Below are 2938 nucleotides of genomic sequence, written 5' to 3' on the forward strand. Positions count from 1 at the left end.
GACAGAAGTTTACGTTTCTTTTGGACCCGTACAATCCTTCATTTCGCAGGCACGGACAACCCACGACCTCTGGACAGGCTCTTATCTCCTTTCGATACTCGGAAGAGAAGCAATACGATCCGTGTTGGAAAACCATCCAGATACAAAGGTCATCCGACCATATCTCGATTCTGAAACTCCAGATCATCAAATTGCTTTACGGCGAGTTGAAGGTATTGATAAGCGGGTAGGAACCGTTCCTAATCTCATAGAGTTTGATGCAAACGGCAATCCCTCGGCTATAGCAGAATCCGCCGTTGATGGTTGGACAACGATGTGGAACAACATCTGCAAAGAAGCAAGAACGCGTGTTGAATCTGTTACGTCGAGCTCTTCGCAAGATGCATTCATGCCCATATGGGAAAGGCAGGTGAACTCCTTGTGGGATTCATATTGGGTCATTGGTGAGTACACCGGATTGACCAGAAGGAAAGCTATCCGTAACTTCTCGGAAGACGCAGAACATGGTAGGAAATGTACCATCTGTGGTAACCGGGAAATCCTGAGACCTAAAAGCACTGACTTCGATGACATCAAGAGCTTTTGGGACAAACTTGCGAAGAATCTTAGCGGGGCTCAGATTCAAGAAGAGGGTTCTGAGCGGCTATGTGGGGTCTGTTTGACCAAACGGATGTGTCCTGGCATTCTTCATGACCTCGTAGGAAGCAATAAGAGCCCATTTCCGTCAACCGTTAGCTTTGCAACACTACCTTGGCGACTAGCCATTGTCAAGTCTGATGACGCAAACCTGAAGAATCTGACGAAGAAGTACCTTTCAGAGTTGAAGGATGCAGGTTTATTCCAACTAGAGGGATTATGGAAGCCAAATGACACTAAAAAGAACAAACGTGATGATTATCATCCGCTCCTAAATTATGACGGAGACTACTTCTTACCTGAGCAAGTCCAACCGGAGCACCTCGACCTACCTGAAAGAGTATGTGACACTCTAGGGTCTACATTGAAATCTCTTAGACAGAAATCCGAGCAGCTGGGAATTCCGAATCCCACACCCTACTACGCAGTCCTGTCCATGGATGGAGATAGTATTGGTGAAACCCTTTCGAATAATCCGGGTAGCAAAAAATGCTTGAGTAAACATATGAGTGAATTTGCGAAGAGAGCTGTTGAAATCGTGGAAGATGAATGGGGACGTCTGATATACGCTGGTGGAGATGATGTTCTAGCATTTCTACCCACTCATACTGCTTTACAGACTGCCTATCAGATCAGGGAAGCCTTCATGGAGGCCATGGACAAAACAGGGATTGACAATCCCCCAACAATAAGTGCAGGCATTGTTTTCGCACACTATTCAGCCCCCATGAGCAGCGTTGTCTCACGAAGTCACTCATTACTCGAGCATGTCGCAAAAGAACATATTGCACCGAAAAATGTGGTCTCTCAAGGTCGCATCAAGAAAGATGCCTTTGCCATAGAGACATGGGACAGAGGCGGGACGAATTTGCATGTGGTCAAGAAATGGGAATCATCTGGCCGGAAAGAACTGAGAACGTGGACAGAAGTCCTTGGAGATGTAGGTTCACGCTTTACCAAGAACGCAGACGTGCCACTAACTTCTAGCTTTATCCATTCTGCTGCAGAGTCAATCAGGAAAATGGAGTGGGAGTATGATGATGCTGATACTGTTGAGGAGCTCTTCTTAGTTAACTACCTGAGAAGCAGAGATGAGAAGATTTCGAAATTGAAGAAAGACCCGGACGGACGAGAGAAAGCTGCAGCTCTGATTAGCAAACTGGTGGATCTAACGCTTTGCTGGGATGGCGATGATTGTACCTACAATCCAGACCATCTGCTGTTTGCTCAGTTCTTGTCCAGAGGAGGTGTTTACTAAATGAGTTATTCGATATTTGCCGACCCGATTGATACACTATTCTTCAGAGATGGTTCGCCATTCAACGCTGGCGAATCTCCTTACCTTGAGTCGATATTTCCGCCCAGCCCGCATACGGGGTTCGGGTTCTCGCGTGCAGTGGTTCTAATCCTCATGTGCAAGAACCTAGACACCTACATCAAAGGCGGGTGCAATGGATGCGAATTCCAAGAAGATTGTCCGATAACCGATGCTGTAGGCGACCCAAGCAAGCGTGATGGAACCCTGAGTGTCAAGGGCCTCTACCTGTTCGGTGAGGAACGTTTCTTCCCTGCCCCTCGTGATCTTGTTGTAGAGAAGGATGTTTCTTCACCGAAAGAAGCAACCCCGGCATACGTTCCCAACACACCTGTTCAGTCAGACCTCGGTCATGTAAGATTGCCTTCTGCCAAAGAGGGTAGTCAATTCTTGGACGACGTTGGGGACCATCTTGTTCCTGAATCAGTGCTGGGAAGGTATTTGCAGAACGAGCCAATCGATTATTCCCAACTTAAGCGGCTTCGGAATGACGAGTCAGAGAAAAAGCCCATGATCTACGGAGAGGGACGGACAGGCATTGCTGTGAACGAGTCAACAGGAGCAAGTCTTGAGAAACATCTCTACAGCATTGAGATGATTCGCCTCCGAAAAGGCATGCAGCTGTGGAGTGGAATAAGCGGACTCAAGAAGGGGATAGACCTGCCAACCAAAACAACCACTGCCAGGTTAGGCGGCGAAAGCAAACGGGTCAGGGTCAATCTGGCTGAAGGGCTGGACCTCGCTGAGCCTTCAATCACAGACGAGATTGCAAGCAGTGGACGACTGAAGATTATGCTTCTACAACATGCTGACTTCGATGGACAGTGGTATCCACCCTGTATGACCAGGAAGGAGGGGGACGAAAACGTTAGCTGGGACGGCGAGGTAAACGGAGTCCAGATGACCCTGGTCTCAGCCATGACCGGCAAACCTGTCTATTTTGGTGGCTGGGATACGGCGAAGGGAAGACCACGTCCCTTGGAGCCC

At 48.3% G+C, this 2938-nt stretch carries 2 protein-coding genes; both read left to right on the forward strand.

All coding sequences use genetic code 11. From position 1 onward, the window contains the following. On the forward strand, window positions 1-1894 hold a 1894-nt coding region (gene cas10, locus GF309_01510), incomplete at its 5' end, for a type III-B CRISPR-associated protein Cas10/Cmr2 (GenBank protein ID MBD3157441.1). Beyond that, the coding region (locus GF309_01515; protein MBD3157442.1) for a hypothetical protein at window positions 1895-2938 on the forward strand (1044 nt) is incomplete at its 3' end.

The sequence above is a fragment of the Candidatus Lokiarchaeota archaeon genome, from assembly GCA_014730275.1.
In the GTDB taxonomy this organism is placed as follows: Archaea; Asgardarchaeota; Thorarchaeia; order Thorarchaeales; family Thorarchaeaceae; genus WJIL01.